We start from the raw sequence: 21,153 nt of genomic DNA, 5'->3' as shown, positions 1-21,153 counted from the left end.
TGTTTCTTTCATTGATGTACTTTCTTTGCCAATGAAAAATTAATCATTAAGAAATCATGAGAAACAAACTCTTTCTATTTGTATTTCTGTTTGCAGTGCTGGCTATTGTTGATAGTCACGCTTTCGAACGCAAAAAATACAATTTCAACAGTGAATGGCGTCTGCAAATCGGAGACTTTCCCGAAGCTAAACAATCTCAATTCGACGATAGCCGGTGGAAAGCGGTCACTTTACCGCATGCCTTTAATGAAGATGAAGCCTTCAAAGTGTCCATCGAACAGCTGACGGACACAGTGGTATGGTATCGGAAACACTTTCGGATTCCGGCTTCCGGTAAAAAACAAAAAGTATTCATCGAATTTGAAGGAGTGCGCCAAGCCGGTGACTTCTATTTGAACGGACAATATCTGGGAAAGCACGAAAACGGAGTAATGGCGGCAGGCTTCGACCTGACACCTTATATTAAAGAAGGTGACAATGTACTGGCAGTACGTACGGACAATGACTGGATGTATCGCGAAAAAAGTACTAACTCCAAGTTCCAGTGGAACGACCGTAACTTCAACGCAAACTACGGTGGTCTGCCCAAGAATGTATTCTTGTACGTTACAGATGAAGTGTATCAGACTCTTCCTTTATACAGTAATCTGAAAACTACCGGAGTTTATATTTATGCTAAAGACATCGACGTAAAAGGACGCACTGCCACCATCCATGCAGAATCGGAAGTAAAAAACGACAGTCGTGAACCACGCCAATTTAGCTACCAGGTGGTCTTGCTGGATGCTGACGGCAAACAGGTGAAAAGCTTCGAAGGTGAGAAAGTAACCTTACAAGGTGGCGAAACAAGGGTAGTGAAAGCTGCTTCCAAAGTAAATAATCTCCATTTCTGGAGTTGGGGATATGGGTATCTTTATACTGTCCAGACGATTCTAAAAGACAATAAGAATCAAGTCTTTGATGAAGTAAGTACTCGTACAGGTTTTCGCAAGACACGATTTGCAGAAGGCAAAATATGGTTGAATGATCGTGTGATCCAGATGAAAGGATATGCACAGCGCACCAGTAATGAATGGCCGGCGGTAGGCCTGTCCGTTCCGGCATGGCTTAGTGACTACTCCAATGGCCTGGTAGTAAAAGGCAATGGTAATCTGGTACGCTGGATGCATGTTACCCCATGGAAACAAGACGTAGAGTCCTGCGACCGTGTAGGCCTGATTCAAGCAATGCCGGCAGGAGATTCCGAGAAAGACCGTACAGGACGCCAATGGGATCAGCGTACAGAACTAATGCGCGATGCGATTATCTACAACCGTAATAATCCAAGTATCTTATTTTATGAATGTGGAAACAAAGGTATCAGCAGAGAGCACATGATAGAAATGAAAGCTATCCGTGATCAATACGATCCTTTTGGCGGACGTGCTATCGGCTCTCGTGAGATGCTGGACATCCGTGAAGCCGAATATGGCGGAGAAATGCTTTATATCAACAAGAGTGAACATCACCCGATGTGGGCTACAGAATATTGTCGTGATGAAGGTTTGAGAAAATATTGGGATGAATACAGCTATCCTTTCCACAAAGAAGGAGACGGACCGTTACATCGTAACCAACCTGCAACAGACTACAATCACAATCAGGACATGCTGGCGATAGCAATGATCCGCTGTTGGTATGATTATTGGCGTGAGCGTCCAGGGACAGGTCGCAGAGTCAGTTCCGGAGGGGCCAAAATCATTTTCTCGGATACCAACACACACCACCGTGGTGAAGAAAACTATCGCAGAAGTGGAGTAACGGACCCTATGCGCATCGAAAAAGATGCTTTCTTTGCACATCAGGTCATGTGGAACGGATGGGTAGATACGGAAGAAGACAATACCTATATCATCGGTCATTGGAACTATCCCGCAAATACAGTAAAACCGGTCTATGTCGTTTCTACAGGTGAAGAAGTGGAACTGTTCCTGAACAGTCAGTCACTAGGAAAAGGCAAACGCGAATACAATTTCCTGTTCACCTTTGACAATGTGGCTTTTAAAGCCGGTAAACTGGAAGCAGTCAGCTACAACAAGGCCGGTAAGGAAATAAGCCGCTATGCTGTAAGCACGGTTGGTGAACCTGCCGGACTGAAACTGACAACGATACAAAATCCGGAAGGATTCCACGCGGACGGAGCCGACCTGGCATTAATACAGGTAGAAGTGGTAGATAAGGATGGGAAACGCTGTCCGCTTGACAACCGTACCATTCAATTCGACCTGAAAGGGAATGCCGAATGGCGCGGAGGCATCGCACAAGGAAAAGACAATTATATTCTTAATACCAGTCTCCCTGTGGAATGTGGTATTAACCGTGCTCTTATCCGCAGCACTACCCAAGCCGGCAAGATCACTCTGACCGCTAAGGCAGAAGGGCTCCCCAGCGCTACAATTACATTAGAAACCCTTCCCGTCAAAGTTAGCAACGGATTGAGTACTTATTTGCCTCAGATGACTCTGAAAGGTAATCTGGATAAAGGAAAGACTCCCCTTACCCCATCTTACAAAGACACAAAACGTGATATACGTATTGTATCCGCCAAAGCCGGAGCCAACAATGAGACTGTAAACCAAAGCTTCGACGATAATGAAAGAAGCGAATGGATGAATGACGGCAAGCTCAGCACCGCATGGATTACATATACGCTCGAAAAAGAAGCTGCAATAGATGATATCTGTATCAAATTGAATGGATGGCGTTCACGCAGTTATCCTTTGGAAGTGTTTGCCGGCAATACTATGATCTGGAGTGGAGATACGAATAAAAGCTTGGGGTATGTTCATCTTAATGTGGAAAAGCCGGTACGTTCCAAACAAATTACCATCCGTCTGAAAGGTAATACCAGCGATCAGGATGCTTTCGGACAGATCACTGAAGTTGCGGCAAAAGCAGCAAATGATATGGAACTCGAAGCAAAAGCGAACAAGAATAATGCTAATCTGAGAATTATTGAAATAGAGTTTCTGGAAGCAATCAAATAGAATAAAACATTTTCTCCCACCATAAAGGAGATATGTAAAAGAAGGTGTCACAAAAACCATATTGCCCCATAGGAACAAAAGATTAGTACGGAGAAACAACCGTCAATGAACCGTTCAGTAAGCTATTATGCAGGCTAGATTAATGTATCCGGTCAGTAACAATAGATTGTTTCATGTACGTGGTCCCATCAGTCTACGTACATGAGCCATTGGGTTTACGTACGTGAGCCGAACGGTTCATGAACATGGAACGAAGACATAAAACCGACTTAACAGATTAATCAAACCTTGCTTGCATATTAAGGTTACCGGGCTTTGTTCTTAATGTAAGCAGCATACCTTGGAAACATTAAGGTGTAAACAGCGTACATTGACGCCCAAAATGATGTTTTTAACACATGCAGGCGAAATCCTCAAGCTGATTATCTATTAACTGATAATCAATACTTTAAATAAAAGATTCATCAAGGAGAGGTGACAATAAGAATGGAAGATACATTCTATTGTCACCTTATTATCACCCTCTATTGTCACCCCTATCTTCTTTATTATAAAACACTTAAATCAGAAAAGTGACAAGTGACAATAACAATGGATAAATATTTCCTATGTATATGTTTAAACAGAAATGAGTGTAGTCTGAAACTACCAGCTATTTCTTTATTAGTTTCTTAACTTCTTTAGCATAGCGTTTGCCTAAAGTAATCTGGCTTGCTGCATCAAAATGAGGATCCGTTTCATCCTTCAACGGAGTAAGTCCTTCGGAAGACACACAAGCACTATGGGGCAAAAAAGTGGAGATCTCTTTTATCATGTCATTAAAGGGTTTTGTACCTTCGGGAATATAAGGTTTCTTTGTCCAGTTCCATTGTGCTATTTGTCCTACGACAACTGGTAAATCAGGCATTCCCAGGTCATTACGTAAGTCTGTCATCAGCTGAATAATCTTCTCTTTATATGCTTCCGGATGATGACAATCGGCTTCTCCCTGATGCCAGATAATTGCTTTCAATGTACCATACTTCATTGCTTCTTTTGCACGTCGTATTGCTTCATCATAATATCCGCCGGACTGTTTGGCATTCTTAACCCATGAACGAATCGAAGATCCTCCCCGTGCATTGACGATTAAGCCTACCGGATGTTTTTTAGTAGCCATCGTCTTGGCAAATCCATATGCAGGTCCTACTTGTTGCCAGCTAAGTCCTTTTCCTATCGTAGAATAGCGGTTCAAGGGATTCACTGCGGGTTCGAACTGATCATCTGCATTCAGCAGGTATACATTTTGTAGTGTATCCATCACTTCCGGTGATAATTTCCCTCTCCCTGCCATATTCGACTGTCCAATGCAAAGATACAGATCCAGAGTCTTCAGCGGTTTCTCAGCGTGTGCTTCCGATCTTCCCCATACTAGCACACATAAAAGGAAGAGGCCACATAGATAATTTGTTTTCATTATTTTATTGATTTTATTATCAGGTTAAACTTTATTCGTACACACCCCTAATTAAAATGAATTTTAATAGTTCCTCCATAAGGATTAAAGTCAAACATAACTTTATTCCCATTTATATACACAGGTAATTCTTTCCTGCCTTGCTTCACCAGAATTCCATTCATAGTTTCCCCTTGAATCACCATCGTCAATGGCTCAGCAAACAGTTTTCTATCTAATTTCAACTTGGGAGTAATTGTCATACCATTCTTTTTATTAGAGACTTTCAATTGTATCTCCTCCCTTTCTTTGATATAAGATGCCACTTCACAGAAGGTACCTACCCAAATCTGATCTTCCATACTTTTCACTTTATCCAAATGTTCCCAAAATAAAGAAGGCGATTTGAAAGCATCATATCCATAATTAATGCCGTGCGTCATACCTACTCCCCAATCTTCCGCTTTCATCAAATCCTTCAACCATTTGTCAAACCGTTCGGGAGTTGACTTTCCTCCGATTGAAATTTGTTTAGTACGTGTAGCGACCCTGCCTTTAGAAGCCATACTGACTATTTCTTCTGTCTTATAATTATATGGGTAACAATAGGTACGAGGTACAATGCCAATATTAGCATAAATAGCACTATCATTCTTTTCTATCTCCGATTTAACTTGCTCTATAGTCAATCGTTTGGCATTCTTATGTGCCCAGCTATGGCTGGAAACCTCATGTCCTTTCTTTGACATTTCACGCAACTCATCCCAAGTCATTCGAGGTACCTTTGCAGATGCACCTTGTTCCGTATAATAGCCGCATACCCAGAAAGTACCTCTAAAACCACGTTTCTCCAACTCAGGGGCAGCTACAGTTGAATGTTCTGCCAACCCATCATCAAATGTATAACTGATAGCACAAGCTCTGTCTCCTTTATATTTGGCGACATATACATGAGGATCATCCGAAAGAGTCTTTTTAATTTGTTCATATACCTGTTTACCCATAGACTCGGCAGAAACCTGATTAAAATGAAGTTTATCTCCCAGTAGTTCCGCTTCCGACATATCAATCAGATAAGCGTTCTTATCTTCTTTTGCATAGCGACGCATTCCTTCCTCAACATCACTATTATACCTCTTGTTTTTCCTGGATACGGTACCAAATATAAATGGAAGTTCAGAGTAATCTTTTCCGGTTTTCTCTGTCAGGTGGTTACGCACATAGGAAACTACTCCTTTCAGATTCTGATAATATTCTTTTCCGTGCTCATAATCACTTTCTCCCTGATGCCAAACGAAAGCATCAATCTGATAACCTTGCTTTAGTTTGGAAAGTGTCTGATCAATACTCGCATCAATATTGGCAATCAAAGAAAGTAATAAAGATTTTCCTTTCTCACTGGTAGCTGTATTCTCTGCCAACCATTTCGGGTCGGCAGACCAGTAAGTTCCCCGAAAAGGAGTAGTAACAGGAGCAGCTATGGCAGTGCCACCGATAGCCCACTTGATAACATAAAAATCTTCCTGAAACAACTGTTCCAACCAATAATAAGCAATCGCATCATATCCCCAAGTATAAGGCTTACTTTTAGGATGACTCAATGGCCAAAATGGAACAAACATACCATCTGTACGATTATGGGCAATATGGCAATATTTGTAGGCTCCCGCAGTATACGTACTATCCACAGCCATTGCCTTTATATAATCCGGTAAACGATTGTTAGGTACTCGTCCATCCGTGTTTGACTGACCAGCTGTTATTATAACATGTGCAGGCTTCTGCCCTCTCGCCTGAATATAACAAAAGCCTAATACAAAAAACAAGATAAAAAAGAGTGTTCTCATGATCAATGATCCTTTAATTTTATAGTAATATTCTCCTGCAAAAATAAGGGTACTTTTACTATTCGACCATAGACTATTGTACACAAATACAAGGTCGATCATTCACATCGGGCACTACAGAGAAGATTTAAACTACCATTTAGAAAGCTTGGTTACTCAAGCTTCTGCCGTCTCATTTTCTCCCTGTTCTTTCATTTCACCGCGTTGATATACGGACGGTGCTACCCCAAACTGAGTCTTAAAGCACTTACTAAAATAGAACGGATCGCTGATGCCAACCTTGTAAGCAACTTCCGCAACAGTCAGATTCTCACCAGACAATAACAACTCAGCCGCTTTTTTCATTCGTACAACCCGCAAATATTCATTGGGAGAATACCCCGTCACTCCGCGCAGTTTTCTATAAAATACCGTTCGTCCTAATTTCATCAATTGAGCAAACTCATCAATAGAGAATTCCGGACGAGAAAGATTCTGTTCCAGTACAACAGCCAATCGGTCGGCAAATTCCTTATCACGGTCAGTAGAGCATACGGCAGCACGAACAATTCCCGGCTCACTGGAGAATTTCTCCCGCAACTTATCACGCTGTTCTATCAAGCGGAATACGCGTGCCAACAGAAGTTTTATACTGAACGGCTTCGCAATATAGGCATCAGCACCGGCTTCAATTCCTTCCAGATGTTTTTCCGGAGAATTCAATGCTGTCAGCAAGATAATCGGGATATGACTTGTCGCAAAATCAGATTTCAATTTCTTTGTCACTTCAAATCCGGTCATTCCGGGCATCAGTACGTCACAAATAATCAAATCAGCATCATAGGTACGAGCCTTCTCAAATCCGGAAGTTCCGTCAGCAGCTACTTCAACTTCAAAATAAACTCCTACTTCTTCTTTCAAAAATTCACGGATATCATTATCATCTTCTATAATCAATACTTTACGCTTATTCAAAGGCTCTGCTATTTTCTCCGGTTCCGGTAGTTCTTCCGAAAGTTCCAGTAAATGATGTGCCTGCCCGCCTGCCTCTTTCAACAAGACATTACCGGGAATAAGGAAATCTTTCTCCGAATAAACACTTTTGTCCGTCGGGATACAAACGGTAAAGACAGAACCTCCGCCGTCATTGTCTTTATATTCAATCGTACCTTTATGCACCTGTACCAATTCATAACTCAGATGCAAACCAACTCCGATACTATCACCGGAAAAACTACTCTGCATAAATCTCTTGAACAACTCATTTTGCTTCTCTTTTGGAATACCAACACCTGTATCTGCTACTTGAATCTGCAATGTCTTCTTCACTTCATCTACCGTAACAGAAAGTATAATCGTACCGTTCGAAGGGGTATATTTAAAAGCGTTAGACAACAGGTTATAAGTCACTTTATCCAGATTACCCTTATCAAGAAACATCTTGTAAGACGGTATAGACGGAATAAAACGGAAATTCATATTCTTTTGCTCCGCTACATCACCGAAACTCAGGAAGATTTCATAAAGGAAAGCAATCACATCCGTTTCTTCCAAAGAGAGCGCCAACTTATTATTCTGCATCTTGCGGAACTCCAATAACTGATTGATCAGCCTCAACATTCGCTGAGTACTTTTATCCATCGTTTTGAGCGGGTGTATCAGATCACGGGGAATATCAGCAACCCGTTGAATCTTTTCCAACGCTCCTTGAATCAAAGTTAACGGAGTACGAAATTCATGGGAAATATTAGTAAAGAAAACCAGCTTATATTCCGTCAACTGTTTTTCCACATTAATACGATTACGCAGACTGTTAAAGTTACGCACAATACGGAAAGTAAAATATAAAGTTACAATCAGCAGCAGCACATATCCCAACATAGCCCAGTTCGTCTTCCAGAAAGGAGGCACAATGACAATCTTCAAGGTTGTTTCACTTTCATTCCAAACACCTGCTCCATTACATGACTTCACATGAAGTACATAAGTACCTGGGTTCAAATATTTAAAAGAAGCAAAATTCAACGGAGAAGGTGTGCTCCATCCCTTATCATAGTTTTCCAGCCAGTACATATACTTTGTACGTCCGCTGTCCGAATAGTCAAAAGTAGAGAAATCTATCAAGAATGAATTCTGAAAATACTTCAAAGTAATTTCATCCGAATAAGCAAGCGATTGTTTCAATGGAGAATCCCCCATAGTAGGATTTATCTGGGTACCATTCACATGCAAATCTGTAAAGACCACCGGAGAAAAAGTTTCGCTATCCTGAATTTTATCAGGATCAATGACAAGCAGACCGTAATTTGTGCCGAAAAGCAATTTTCCATCTACTCCCACACAAGCACTATTCTCACTATAAACATTACCCAAAGTATAGGAAGAAAAGAAATAATTTTCAAAAGAATGATTAGTCGGGTTAAACTTAGAAATACCATATTCCGTAGCTACCCATAAGTTTCCGTTATTGTCCCCCAAAATTGATTGAATCACATCATTAACCAATCCTTCAGAGGTTCCGTAATGTTCATATTTCAATGAACGGTAATTATCTTCCGGCTCACAAAGATTCAAGCCGGAGCCAGATGTCCCCACCCACATACGTCCTTTCGTATCACGGTAGATACATCTGATTTCATTGCTGCAAAATGTACCGTTTGTATAATTGAACAGATGATAATCGTCACTGTCAGCTATCAATGAATCCGGATGAAAGATGCACACACCCTCACTGGTGCCCACCCAGATCATTCCATTATCGTCTTCTTCTATTACTCGCACCATACGCAGACCAAACTTCTGCTGTAAAAAATGACGGAATTTATACTTGCCATCAGTCGTCGGTTCTGCCAGTTCAAGCCCACCGCCAAAGGTACCTATCCACATACGGTCTTTCCGGTCACGAAAAAGAGAAAAGACATTATTTTCTGATAACGAAGCCGGATCCGAGACTTCATTGCGATACCATGAATCTCCGATCTTCAATCCATTTCCACGGGTTCCCACCCACATTTCGCCTTGATTATCTTCTGCTATCGCATAAATATTGGAATGGAAATACTGATTGGACATTTTGGAATGAAGATTCGAGTCAAACGTATATAATCCGCCTTTACGTGTTCCGACCCAAATATCCCCATCCGGCATTTTAGTCAACATACGAATCGTATTCGAGCGATCAAATAATTCACGGGATTCGGGATAAATACGCGAGGTTCCTTCATTCAGAACTGAAATACGGGATAAACCGGAATACTCTGAACTTACCCAAATACCTCCGGCACGATCCTCCATCACATATAACAGAAAATCCGAACTTATATGACTCTGATCATTTATATTAGCCAGAAAATGTTCTAACTTATCCTCTGTCGTGTCATAGGCAAACAATCCGTTACCATAAGTAGAAATCCAAATGATTCCCCGGGAATCATGGACAATATGATAACGTTCATAATCAATGTATCCCAGTTTATCTTCAGGTATCAACTGAAATTCTTTTCTTGCTCCATTCTTGGCCAAAATATAAGTGACACATCCCGTATGATTATATATCCAGAAGTCACCATGATTATCACAAATCACTTCACCATTTCTGATGTTCAGACCGGAGTCCACACTGATCTTGCGTGTATTGAAATCATAGTTAAAAACCCCGGTATTGGTAAGGATGACCCATTTATCGTTCAACAGGAAGTTTCCCGTAGGTGACGTCTTACCCGCAACAGCAGAAAGCGAACCGACTTTTGTCAGTTTTTGCTTTGTAGTCTGATAGCAGTAGATGTCTCCGTCCGCTGTCAGAAAATACATATCATTCTTGAATGCCAGAGAAGAAGTAAAATGGAGTAATCTGTCTTCTACCTTATACTGTCCGTCGGATACGGAAACTAAGCCACGCTGTGTCCCGATCCAGATTCGTCCGCCGGCATCTTCATTTACAAACTGTACCCGGTTATCCGGAAGATTTCCACGCTCCGTCTTAAATTCCGTAGACACCATCTGTCTGTCTTTCTGATGGACCATTCTGAGACAACCATTGCCGGAATGTCTGAGCCATACATCCCCATTAGCAGCAACAAATATAGACGAATAATTCTTTTCCAGCGCACCAGTCCCCGTATAGTCTACAAAACAGGCACGTTGCAAGTCATAACAACTGAACAATTCCGGAGTTGTAGAGATCCATAAAAAACCATTTTTGTCTTCGGTAAGGTCATAAATCCGATTATCAGCCAAAGAGACTTTATCACCGATTTCCGGACGGAAAGTCAGAAAAGAGTTGCCATCATAGCGGCTTAACCCATTTAGGGTAGCCAACCACAAGAAGCCTTTGCTATCCTGATACAGGTACCGAACTGAGTTATTCGGAAGTCCGTCACTTGTTCTCATTTGTTTGGAACGGAGTTCAATGCCGCCGTAAGCCGCATTGAAAACAAGAGTCATGAACAATGTGAAAAGTAATATGCGCCTCTGTGTCATATAGATTCTAAGATTAATGATAAATGCCAGACAAAAATAGTCAAGATAGTTGAAATAATAAAGAAACAATCCATAAATAGTATCAGGAGGATGCTTGTTTTTTAATCAAACATCCCCCTGATATCAATTCTGTCTAAGGGTTCTAGTCCATATGAAAGACTTCCGGCAATGGTATTGAAACCGGTGAATTGTCCGGATTCACTTCCATGATATCTGCCATATAATCCCACCATTTCTGTACAATCTCTGTGTTGCCCAAGTCCTGCGAACCTCCTTCTCCTTCTGTTTTCTGGAAAGCAAATAGAATATTGGTTTCTTTATCCCAATATATAGAATAATCCGACACCCCATTTTTTGAAAGCAGTGCTTTTAATTCAGGCCAGATAGCGGCATGCCTTTTTTCGTATTCTGCTTCATAGCCCGGTTTCAGATACATTTTGAATGCTTCTCGTTTCATGGTTCCTATATTTTAAAGTTAATCTTTTATTTATTCACTATCTACCGCAAAGATAGGAGCTGTCGTCTTCTGCTTTTCCTGATAATATTGCACGGCACTGTCATTCATCTGAGGATGTTGGGTGTTGAGCAAACGAATCATTTCCGCACCTGCCCAAAGCACCGGTCCGTATCCATGCGCCGCATATACATTGACCGGACGATAATAATAGAAAGCCGGATCGAAAGCCATACCGGTGCCTACGCAAGTGCCTTCCACCTGTCCTTCTTCATTTATCTTTCCGGCGACGGCATGCCATCCCAACTGGGCAACAGGACCATACGCTATCGCATCAATCCAACCTTTATTAATGGCGTGTGCCAGACAATATACATAGATAGCAGTTGCAGAAGTTTCCAGATAAGAATCATTGCAGTCGAGCAACTGGTGCCAAAATCCTTCTCCACTTTGCAACGCCGTCACTCCGCGCACATGAGCACGGAAATAATCCATCACCTTCGGACGTTGGGGATAATCTTCCGGCAATACATCCAGCAGTTCACAAGCTGTCAGCAGCGCCCATCCATTGGCACGTGCCCAGCAAAAAGCCGGATGATCCGTACTGCTTTCCACCCATCCGTGTCTGTACAATCCCTTTTCGGGGATAAACATACGGTCTGCAAATTGCAGGAATTGCTTCACGGCTTCTGCCAGATATTTATTCTTCGCTTCCTTATCATAACGACTCATCTGCGCTACCGCCGGAATGCCCATAAACATATCATCCAGCCAAAGAGTATTCCGCTGAGGACGATTACGGGCAAACGTTCCGTCTGCCAGACGATATTCTTTGTTGATGATAAAATCAAAGTAATTCTGAATTAATCCGTCAACCGGAAGAGACTCGTCTTTCAACCGTAATTTAATCATGGCAGTACATACGGCTCCCGCATCATCCAACGCATGAGGAGTCAGGATTTGCAACAATTGCGAATCAGTCTTCCCTTTTTCTTCATAGACACGTTTGAAATGCGGAGCGACTTCCGCCAAAAAGCGGAAACGATTCTGAACATAGTCAGTATAACGCTTATCACCTGTTGTTTCGGCAGCCGCTATCAGAGCGGAATAAGTGACACCCCATTCATAACTTGCCAGACGAAAAGCCCCGCGTTCCAGCTGCGCCTCATCCCCCATTGCAGTATAATCCGTAATCACCTTACCGGTATTCTTATCCACTACACGAGCCGGTGTCTCCTTATCTATATACGCAAAAACACGATCGATGTCTTTTTTAACCTGTTCGGGGGTCAAATCACCATAAGTACCCTGATAAGCAGGCTGCAGTAAATGCAAGGGGGTATTTGAATCATTGATTACTGCTTTCTTTTTCTGCGCACAGGCAGGTAGTGCTACCAATAACGCAGCAACGGTCATCATACGATAATTCATAATTTACTTTTTAGGTATTTTACATCCTCTGAATATAGTGCCACGCAACTCCGGACCAAAATAGAATCCGGGCTGAGTAGGCTGATTATAAGCCACATTTTGAGTCGCAATACTGATACGGTAAACCGGATCTTCCAGGAAAGTATGGAAACGGTAGTCCGTAGGAATGGTAGAGACATAAAGCCTCAAAGCTGTATTATCGGCTGTACGTAACAATACTTCTTCTCGCCAGTCTCCTACAATATCTCCTTGCAGACAAGGAGTTGACTTTGTTCCGTTATTAGAAAGAGCACCTTCAAAAACAGCGATACGTTCACAAAGTCCTTTCTCCCAATTATATTTACTGACTACATTACGATCCAGCAACTCACGCAAGAGATCACCATCCCACCAGACAGCCATATTCGTAGACAATCCTCTGACTCTGGAAGCAATCACTTCCCCTTTCACATTTCTGACACCTTTAGAATCTAAAGACCACATTTCAACTCCGGGATGATTAGGATCAATATCAGCAGCCATACAACGACCTACATCAGTATTACTCTTTATCTGGAAAATAATTTCTCCCGTAGCTGCATCCCGGAAAGTTGAGCCATCTCTTCTGTTCTCGTGGCAACTCCAAACCTGCAATCCCGGACGGGAAGGATCAAAGTGAGTCAGATGCATAGCATCACCATGCCCCATGCGGGTAGAATAAAGTCCGGTTCCATCGTTATTGATCGTACATTGTCCATATACAATCTCATCGCAGCCGTCACCATCTACATCACCTACACGAAGATTATGGTTTCCTTGTCCGGCATAAGCTCTGCAACCGGGATTATTACTGTCGAATACCCAGCGGTTCTTCAAATTCTTACCATCCCAGTCATAGGCAGCCAATACAGTACGTGTATAATATCCACGGCACATCACCACACTCGGATGTACTCCATCCAAATACGCAATACAAGCCAGATAACGGTCGCTACGATTGGCACGTCCGTCGCCCCAGTCCATCAGATTGCCACGTTCGGGCACATAATCAATCGTTTGCATTGCTTCTCCGGTCAGTCCGTTAAAGATGGTCAGATACTCCGGGCCTGTCAGAATACGTCCTCGCTCATTCCGATAATCCGCATTCGCATCACCGATCACCTTTCCCGTTCCGTCCACTGTTCCGTCTCCGGTCTTCATTACCACTTCCGCACGGCCGTCACCGTCCAGATCGAAGACCATAAACTGTGTATAATGTGCACCGGCGCGTACATTGCGTCCCATATTGATACGCCACAACTGCTGCCCGTTCAACTTATAACAGTCAAAAATCACCGGTCCCGTATAACCGTCATGAGCGTTATCATGTGCATTGGACGGATCCCATTTCAAAATAATCTCATATTCACCATCCCCGTCTACATCACCGATACTGGCATCATTCGGAGCATAAGTGTATGCTTGTCCGGACGGAGTAGTACCTCCCTCGGGGCGTACCAAAGGAATATTTAAATATCCTGTCGGAGCATCTGCCGGCAGTTGATAATTGCTTTCTGTTTTACCTTTTATAGCTTTTACCGTATAGAGTGCAGGTTCTGTTCCCTGATAAGAATCCTGGAAGAAAGTTGCATTTTTCAGCGGATGTTTATTCACCTTTTTACCATCCCGGTATATATCAAAGGATTCGTCCATCGGATCAGAAGAAAGATAGCGCCAAGAAACGACTACGGTTGACGGATTCTCACGAATGGCAATTACGCCACGTCCTAAATGTTCTCGTTTCAGTTTAGTAAAATCATAGTTTGGCTGGGCAACTACAAAAGTCGCTATTACCAACAAACTAAAAAAGATGCTTGTACATTTCATAGTTTTATCATTAATCAAAGTGTTCTTATCATATTTAGAATAACGTCGTGCAAAAGTAAGCGATATGGTCTACCCATAAAATAGAATATCGTACAAATCTATGTATAAATTGCCTTTTTAACCATCGCACTCCCTTTCCGAAGGCATTATGGACAAATTTAAATACTTGTGGACAATATTCCATTGAAGAGGAAAAAAGATTCCCCTATCTTTGCCCGTGAAATCAATTATAGTAGCTAATTTTATTTATAAACAGTTTTTATACCATGAAGAAATTACTCCTCTCATTTATTACAGCAACTCTCCTGAGTAGCATGTCTGCCGGTTCAGCCGGTGCGCAAGAGTTGCCCGAACAAAAGGAGACTTTGGCAACCATCGTAAAAGTAAACGACTACTTTATGAAAAAGTATGCCGATTATACCCTACCCTCGTTTTTTGGCAGAGTTCGCCCCAGCAATATCTGGACTCGCGGAGTATATTATGAAGGGCTGATAGCTTTATATAGCATTTACCCGCGCGAAGATTATTATAGCTATACATACGATTGGGCGAATTTCCACAAATGGGGAATGCGTAATGGAAACACGACCCGCAATGCGGATGACCAATGCTGCGGACAAGTTTACATTGACCTATATAATATGTGTCCCTCCGACCCTAACATGATCCGGAATATAAAAGCCAGCATCGATATGGTCGTAAATACTCCGCAAGTAAATGATTGGGACTGGATTGACGCTATACAAATGGCAATGCCGATTTATGCCAAGTTTGGCAAGATGACCGGCGAACAAAAGTACTATGACAAAATGTGGGATCTGTATTCCTATACCCGCAACACAGAAGGAGAAGCCGGTATGTACAATGCCAAAGAAGGATTATGGTGGCGCGATCAGGATTTTGATCCTCCTTACAAAGAGCCGAACGGCAAGAACTGCTACTGGTCCAGAGGAAACGGTTGGGTATATGCAGCCCTTGTGCGTGTATTGGATGAAATCCCCGCTGACGAAACACATCGTCAGGACTATATCAATGACTTCCTGACCATGAGCAAAGCCTTGAAGCAATGTCAGCGTACAGACGGCTTCTGGAACGTAAGCCTCCACGATGAAAGCAATTTCGGAGGTAAAGAAACTTCGGGCACAGCCTTGTTTGTATACGGAATGGCATGGGGAATCCGCAACGGATTACTCGACCGTAAAGAATATCTCCCTGTTGCACTGAAAGCATGGAATGCAATGGTAAAAGAGGCAGTTCATCCGAATGGTTTCTTGGGCTATGTACAAGGAACAGGCAAAGAACCGAAAGACGGGCAGCCGGTAACTTACAAAAGTGTTCCCGATTTTGAAAGATTATGGTGTAGGATGTTTCCTATTAGCAGGTACAGAAGTTTACAAGTTAAAATAAGAGCATTATTTATCAGGTAAATGAAAAACAAGGTATTTCACTGCTTATGCTGGCTCACAGCCATCATATGCAGCTTGCAGATGCAGGCACAAAACAACATTGCTTCTCCAATGAAAGATGTGAATCAGGTGGTAGACAACACACTGGACAGTCTGAATAAAGCACGCACGGCACGCCCCGTTGCCGGAGCAAGCCGTAAAGGTAACAATCCGGTCTTATTCCTGGTCGGCAACTCTACCATGCGCACCGGTACTTTAGGAAACGGCAACAACGGCCAATGGGGCTGGGGATATTACGCAGGAGATTATTTCGACTCCAACCGAATCACCGTTGAGAATCATGCTTTGGGAGGAACTAGCAGCCGCACCTTCTACAACCGCCTCTGGCCGGATGTAATCAAAGGCGTGCAAGCCGGAGACTGGGTAATCATCGAACTGGGACACAATGATAACGGCCCCTATGACAGCGGACGTGCCCGCGCCTCCATTCCGGGAATCGGCAAGGACAGTCTGAATGTGACAATCAAGGAAACCGGAGTCAAAGAGACTGTATATACCTACGGAGAATATATGCGCCGTTTCATCAACGATGTAAAAGCCAAAGGAGCACACCCGATTTTATTCTCCCTGACTCCCCGCAATGCCTGGGCAGACAAAGACAGCACCATCATTACCCGTGTCAACAAAACATTCGGTTTGTGGGCAAAGCAAGTAGCGGAAGAACAGAATGTTCCTTTCATTGATTTGAATGATATCAGCGCCCGCAAGTTTGAGAAATTCGGCAAGAATAAAGTGAAATATATGTTCTATATCGACCGCATTCATACCAGCGCTTTTGGTGCCAAAGTGAATGCCGAATCTGCCGCTGACGGAATACGCGCCTGCGAAGGGCTGGAATTGGCAAAGTATCTGAAACCTGTTGAAAAGGATGAGGCTACCGGTTCGAGCCGCAAAGAAGGACGCCCGGTATTGTTTACCATCGGCGACAGTACGGTTAAAAATAAAGATAACGATAAAAACGGTATGTGGGGATGGGGCAGCGTGATAGCAGATGAGTTTGATCTGAATAAGATATCTGTTGAGAATTGTGCTATGGCAGGACGCAGCGCCCGTACATTCCTTGACGAAGGTCGCTGGGATAAAGTATATCATGCACTCCAACCGGGAGACTTTGTTCTTATCCAGTTCGGACACAATGACGCTGGAGAGATAAATACCGGAAAAGCCCGTGCCGAATTGCCCGGCTCCGGAGAAGAAAGCAAAGTATTTTTAATGGAGAAAACAGGTAAATATCAAGTCATTTATACTTTCGGCTGGTATCTCAGGAAGTTTATCATGGACGTTCAGGAAAAGGGTGCGATACCTATCGTTTTAAGCCATACCCCACGCAATAAGTGGAAAGACGGAAAGATAGAACGCAACACTGCCTCCTTCGGCAAATGGACACGCGAAGCTGCCGAAGCTACCGGAGCCTATTTTATCGACCTGAATAAAATAAGTGCTGACAAGCTCGAAAAGAAAGGTATCAAGAAAGCGGCAGATTATTATAACAATGACCATACGCATACTTCTTTGAAAGGAGCGCACATGAATGCCAAAAGCATCGCAGATGGACTGAAAATGGCTGATTGCCCGTTGAAACAGTACTTGAAATAAGAGACAGACTCATCTGATATATTCATAAAGCGGTTAATGCATTTCACTGACAATGCATTAACCGCTTTCTTCTAACTATTATTCATCCATCGGAATGACCTCCTGCATATAGATAGCATCAAGGCTCCAAAGTGCCGCATCATTTGTACTGATGCTGACGCATTCATCCAAAGGGGCCGGAACTTCGGGTGGAAACAGTTTAGTGATCCGGAAAGGAGGCGCAGGTGTATGTTCCAGTCGGGTGAATAAATCCTCCCATGCTTCTTTTGCCATTAGTGCATCCCGCTTGTGGTAAGCAGCGTATGCCATCAGACGGGAAATTCGGAAACGGCTATGATTCAATTCCCACGCCTTTTGCTTATAACGTGCCGCATGGTCCAGCCACGCGTCTTTCCATTCGGGAAGGTCAATCATACGTATCATTTCGTTCATTACCTCAAAACCACCCATAATAGTCATTAAATGATTCGAAGATTCCAGCTTGGGATCACATTCACTGGTGATGATTCCCGTTGCCGGATCGAAACCCAGCGCTTTGGGTCCCGTAAAGATACGGTTGGGCAGGGCTGCTATACTTTTCATTCCGGCTACGATCTTATCCCGGTAAACAGTGTTGCCTGTACGCTCCCACTCCGTCATCCAGTTTCCGGCATACGCCAGCCAGTCCGGACCGATACGCAGTCGGGCAGGCGCCGTACAGGGATATTCACTGCGAGGCTGTGCCAGCCGCATAGGGTCTAATTCATATAGTTTCTGATCGGCATCCTTTACTTCAGTCATCAAGTCACCGCAACGTTCATCGGTAGTGAGATAATAATAGAAACGGTTCCATGCAGCCTGACTGATCCGGGCTTCTTTAGCACCGCATCCCCAATGGCTGACATTATGTCGGCTGCCTAATCCCGCGTTCGGTCCGATATGGTAAACGTCCACTTCGGCTGTATGACGGGTCATAGCTTCTGCCATACGCCAGATATCTTCACGACCTGTACGCAGGAAGTTGTACCACAACCACATATTAGAAGCCAGTTCCGTATTGTCCCAGGCAAATCCACCTATATCATAACGCCAAGTATGACGGACCGGGTCATAAGCATGCATCACATCTCCATAATTCCAAAAGCCATACCATTTATTCTGCTCTATGGCTTTACGATAAAAATCAATATATGCATCCAGGCGATCTTCTACCCGCGCACGAAAAGAAGTACTCCGGTCCGGAAGGCTCCATACGCCGAAAGCCTGCTGTGCATGAAGATAGTCTGGTGTGGGCAGCAATATTCCCGGTTCTGAGAGTGATTCAGCAACATCGGCAAAAGCCTTTTTTCCTGCATAACCTTTCTGTGGAATAAGTGTGAGTGTAGTGGTGCGGGCAATGCCATAAGGAGTACTCATTCCCTCCTGAACATCTTCGTAGCTGGCATTCAGATCATGAGCGACATTATCGTAGTGACGTAAGTCCATCGGTTCTCCTTCGGGGCTCCATAACCATGCTGTGATCGTTGCAGATGAAGTTTTGGCACCCGATATTTCGAGGGATGAAGGATATGACTGCCAAAAATCATGCAGGCAGAGTCCCAAACCTCCCGTAATATCACCGACAAAAGCATAGCCTCCGCTACGGGTGCCGGAGAAAGTTCCTATCCAAGGATTATTGTCATTGGCACGTTTGCGAATGGAGAAAGCATCAGCAGAGAGTTGAGACAAGCGATAATCGTTCCATGAAGCCCAGTTATCAAGAAGATCACGATTCTTCCCGTCAAAAGCCTCGTAAGGCGGGATGCGTTTGCCATCCATCTGTTGCTGTTGCAGAGAAAGTGTATCCTCTTTGCCGAGTGTCAGTTTACGCCGTCCTGCCAGCGGTTGTACCGGTTCACTCCAGACGCCTCCATTGGCACAAGAGAAAGCGACATGACGGTTATAAAGAGCTTCACGCATAGGAGCATCCATACGAATGCCCAAGGCACGAATAAAATCCTTATTTTGATCTCCGTCGTACACAAAGCTATGTACGATCTTGATCTGCTCACTTCCGGCGTAGAAGTAGAGACGGACTACGAACGGAAGCCACTCCCGTCCGGTTTCACTTCTGTGGGTGCCTTCCAGTTTGACGAGTGTCCGCACCTTACCTATACGTTCTACTGTGGCCGATGTCAATCTTCCGGTATAGTTAGTAAAAGTGATTTGAGAAGTATTTTCAAGGACCGGTTCGCTTTGAGTGTTGCATACAAGACGTGCTTTTTCACCGACTTTCACTCCTTCACGGAACAGACTGTCAATCATAAAATCTCCCTGACGAGGGATGTAAGCGGAAATAATTCCTGTCTCTATGCGGATACTTTGAGGTGTTTCAACAACAGATAGGGATAATTTATTGCTACGATCATCGGCAGTCCTTGAAGATGCTTTTTCTTTTGACTTTTTTCCGGTCTTTTTGAGTAGCAGTTTCTCCGTATTTTTCGGAATAACTCCGGCTATCCCTTTCCATTTCACAGAACCATCGGGCCAGTAGGCCAATGCCCAAGTATCTGTCGGAAGCATTTCACCTTTATCGGTCATCAGCTGCAAAGTGTGCTCCGGGTATAATTCTCCTTCATTGAAGGGAACTCCCAGACTTACCGCTTTGTTTTGCTGCGGAGTATTACCGATCCAGTGTAATGGTATTTCAGAAGTTTCCTGCGACGAACATTCATAATGAAAATTGGCGATACGAGTTCGGGACAAGGTGGTACGAAAGCCGAACCAACCTTCCGTAAGGGGTTCGGCATCGCGGAAATCCACCAATCGCACTCCATTTATATAATAACTAACCCTATTATTTTCATTCGTTATCTTGATATGATACCACTTGTTTGCCTCCAACAAATGGTCGGCATCTGTATATTCTTTCAAGATTGCGGGACGGGCTTTTGCATTTGTAACAGCCGCTTCGTTGCCGTCATAACGGCGAAAACGTGTAGTAGAATTATGATTCCCACCGTATCCCATATAGTAAAGTTGCAGGGAATAACAGTTCAGAAAGATGCCATTACGCCATTTCTCACGTTTCCAGATATTATCGGGGTATTGAGGGTCCGAAGCCATCCAAAAACAATTCAAGTCACTCAAGCGATCGCCTTCTGCCTCAACAACGACACACGCATCGTACTCAATGGTTACCTTGCCACTCATCTTTTCTTTTCGCCAAAGAGTTAAGCCTTTGGGAGAAAGAATTTCAGCGGTATCACCACGAAAGGTTACTTTATAATCCGGAGATTCGGACTCTACTTTCCAGTATTTATGAAACTGGCGGGCGTTGAGTCCGGAGGTTTTATTATCTTGGGCGTTCGATGCCAAAGTAATAAGCAAGAACAAAAAAATAGATATGCTTTTCATATGCTAATTTAGGATAAGGAGTTCCATTATAAGGAACATTCTCAATGGTTTCACATCACAAAATTAGAAAATACCACCCGAATGATAAATAGAATATCATTCATTTAAATGGATATTTGTTCAACAAACGGTCTTCTTCCAGCAAACAGCAATATCATTGATTGTATTAAAAGTGACAAATACAAAAAAAACGATCTGATAACCAAGCCTAACTTGATAT

At 43.2% G+C, this 21,153-nt stretch carries 9 protein-coding genes and 1 pseudogene; 3 read left to right on the top strand and 7 right to left on the bottom strand.

Going from position 1 to position 21,153, the window contains the following annotated elements:
- Positions 1-56: 56 nt before the first annotated feature.
- On the top strand, positions 57-3,026 hold the full coding sequence (locus BT_RS21095) for a glycoside hydrolase family 2 protein (protein ID WP_011109155.1): 2,970 nt from the start codon (positions 57-59) through the stop codon (positions 3,024-3,026).
- A gap of 652 nt (positions 3,027-3,678) precedes the next feature.
- Here BT_RS21095 and BT_RS21090 read toward each other — a convergent pair.
- The 6 genes from BT_RS21090 to BT_RS21065 all read right to left on the bottom strand — a co-directional run bounded on the left by BT_RS21090 (position 3,679) and on the right by BT_RS21065 (position 14,496).
- On the bottom strand, positions 3,679-4,485 hold the full coding sequence (locus BT_RS21090; protein WP_370448178.1) for a sialate O-acetylesterase: 807 nt from the start codon (positions 4,483-4,485) through the stop codon (positions 3,679-3,681).
- Between the two features lie 44 nt (positions 4,486-4,529).
- Entirely contained in the window at positions 4,530-6,308 is a 1,779-nt protein-coding gene (locus BT_RS21085; RefSeq protein ID WP_062695974.1) for a polysaccharide deacetylase family protein, read from the bottom strand.
- A gap of 156 nt (positions 6,309-6,464) precedes the next feature.
- Entirely contained in the window at positions 6,465-10,766 is a 4,302-nt protein-coding gene (locus tag BT_RS21080) for a hybrid sensor histidine kinase/response regulator transcription factor (RefSeq protein WP_011109153.1), read from the bottom strand.
- 142 nt (positions 10,767-10,908) lie between these two features.
- The gene (rhaM, locus tag BT_RS21075; RefSeq protein ID WP_008759851.1) at positions 10,909-11,223 is read right to left on the bottom strand and encodes an L-rhamnose mutarotase; all 315 of its coding nucleotides are present in this window, start codon (positions 11,221-11,223) and stop codon (positions 10,909-10,911) included.
- A 30-nt stretch (positions 11,224-11,253) separates the two neighbouring features.
- Positions 11,254-12,651: a glycoside hydrolase family 88/105 protein gene (locus tag BT_RS21070; RefSeq protein WP_011109152.1), complete on the bottom strand. Its 1,398-nt coding sequence runs from the start codon at positions 12,649-12,651 to the stop codon at positions 11,254-11,256.
- Positions 12,652-12,654: 3 nt separating this feature from the next.
- Positions 12,655-14,496 (bottom strand): rhamnogalacturonan lyase, encoded by a 1,842-nt coding sequence (locus tag BT_RS21065; RefSeq protein ID WP_008764392.1) that lies wholly within the window; start codon positions 14,494-14,496, stop codon positions 12,655-12,657.
- Positions 14,497-14,762: 266 nt separating this feature from the next.
- Here BT_RS21065 and BT_RS21060 point away from each other — a divergent pair.
- Positions 14,763-15,903 (top strand): annotated as a pseudogene (locus BT_RS21060) (glycoside hydrolase family 88 protein).
- Positions 15,904-15,923: 20 nt separating this feature from the next.
- Complete coding sequence (locus tag BT_RS21055; protein WP_032840507.1) at positions 15,924-17,558, top strand: rhamnogalacturonan acetylesterase; 1,635 nt, start codon at positions 15,924-15,926, stop codon at positions 17,556-17,558.
- 78 nt (positions 17,559-17,636) lie between these two features.
- On the opposite strand, the gene BT_RS21050 is transcribed toward BT_RS21055, so the two are convergent.
- A complete protein-coding gene (locus tag BT_RS21050) occupies positions 17,637-20,933 on the bottom strand; it encodes a DUF6250 domain-containing protein (RefSeq protein WP_008764390.1) in 3,297 nt (1,098 codons plus the stop codon).
- Positions 20,934-21,153: the final 220 nt, after the last annotated feature.

The organism is Bacteroides thetaiotaomicron VPI-5482, from assembly GCF_000011065.1.
Lineage (GTDB): Bacteria > Bacteroidota > Bacteroidia > Bacteroidales > Bacteroidaceae > Bacteroides > Bacteroides thetaiotaomicron.
This window is presented reverse-complemented; position numbering and strand designations above follow the sequence as displayed.

Excerpts from the sequence above, each read along its gene's own strand:
- BT_RS21050 (WP_008764390.1), bottom strand. The coding sequence starts at position 20,933 with ATGAAAAGCATATCTATTTTTTTGTTCTTGCTTATTACTTTGGCATCG.
- BT_RS21080 (WP_011109153.1), bottom strand. The coding sequence starts at position 10,766 with ATGACACAGAGGCGCATATTACTTTTCACATTGTTCATGACTCTTGTT.
- BT_RS21070 (WP_011109152.1), bottom strand. The coding sequence starts at position 12,651 with ATGAATTATCGTATGATGACCGTTGCTGCGTTATTGGTAGCACTACCT.
- BT_RS21065 (WP_008764392.1), bottom strand. The coding sequence starts at position 14,496 with ATGAAATGTACAAGCATCTTTTTTAGTTTGTTGGTAATAGCGACTTTT.
- BT_RS21085 (WP_062695974.1), bottom strand. The coding sequence starts at position 6,308 with ATGAGAACACTCTTTTTTATCTTGTTTTTTGTATTAGGCTTTTGTTAT.
- BT_RS21055 (WP_032840507.1), top strand. The coding sequence starts at position 15,924 with ATGAAAAACAAGGTATTTCACTGCTTATGCTGGCTCACAGCCATCATA.
- BT_RS21095 (WP_011109155.1), top strand. The coding sequence starts at position 57 with ATGAGAAACAAACTCTTTCTATTTGTATTTCTGTTTGCAGTGCTGGCT.
- rhaM (WP_008759851.1), bottom strand. The coding sequence starts at position 11,223 with ATGAAACGAGAAGCATTCAAAATGTATCTGAAACCGGGCTATGAAGCA.